Origin of the sequence: Spongiactinospora gelatinilytica, assembly GCF_003236385.1 — a bacterium.
Classification (GTDB): Bacteria; Actinomycetota; Actinomycetes; order Streptosporangiales; family Streptosporangiaceae; genus Spongiactinospora; species Spongiactinospora gelatinilytica.
The window spans coordinates 1-998 of the sequence record NZ_POUA01000766.1 but is presented as its reverse complement, the minus strand read 5'-3'; the positions used below and the strand labels follow the sequence as shown (position 1 = coordinate 998).

General features: G+C 72.3%; 1 protein-coding gene. It reads right to left on the bottom strand.

Annotated features, from left to right (window positions below):
• Positions 1 to 998: beta-ketoacyl synthase N-terminal-like domain-containing protein (locus tag C1I98_RS39265; protein ID WP_146607947.1), on the bottom strand; the 998-nt coding region annotated here is incomplete at both ends.

Genomic DNA, 998 nt, shown 5'->3' with positions numbered 1-998 from the left:
CCGCCCCGACACCGGCCCGGCTCCCGGGACCAGCCCGTCCAGCCCGGCCAGCAGCTCGTCCCGGTCCCCGGCCACGACGACCGACCTGTTCTCCAGCGCCGCCCGCATCGTGAGCGAGCGAGCCACGTCGGCGATCTCCAGTTCCGGACGAGCACGCAGATGCTCGGCCAACCGACCGGCCTGCTCCCGCAACCCGGCCTCGGTCCGCGCCGACACGACCACCGGCACCACGCCGGACGGCCCAGCCTCGGCAGGCGGCTCCTCCGCTTCCAGGGCCTGTTCCAGAATGATGTGCGCGTTCGTCCCGCTGATCCCGAACGACGACACCCCGGCCCGGCGCGGCCGATCAACCTCTGGCCACTGCTGCGCCTCGGCCAGCAGTTCAACGGCCCCGGCCGACCAGTCCACGTGGGGCGTCGGCTCGTCCAGGTGAAGGGTGCGGGGCAGTACGCCGTTCCGCATCGCCATCACCATCTTGATCACACCGGCCACGCCCGCCGCCGCCTGGGTGTGCCCGATGTTCGACTTGATCGATCCCAGCCACAACGGCTCCTCCCGGTCCTGCCCGTAGGTGGCGAGCAATGCCTGCGCCTCGATCGGGTCGCCCAGCGTGGTCCCCGTGCCGTGCGCCTCCACCACGTCCACATCTGCCGTGGACAGCCGTGCATTGGCCAGCGCCTGCCGGATCACCCGCTCCTGCGAGGGACCGTTCGGCGCGGTCAGCCCGTTCGAGGCCCCGTCCTGGTTGACCGCCGAACCCCGGAGAACGGCCAGCACCTGGTGCCCGTTACGCCGGGCGTCCGACAGCCGCTCGACCACCAGCACACCGGTGCCCTCACCCCAGGCCGCGCCATCGGCCGCCGCCGCGAACGACTTGCTGCGCCCATCGGGGGCAAGCCCGCGCTGCCGGGAGAACTCCACGAACGAATCCGGTGTCGCCATCACCGTCACCCCGCCGACGAGTGCCAGCGAGCACTCCCCCTGCCGCAGCGACTGCG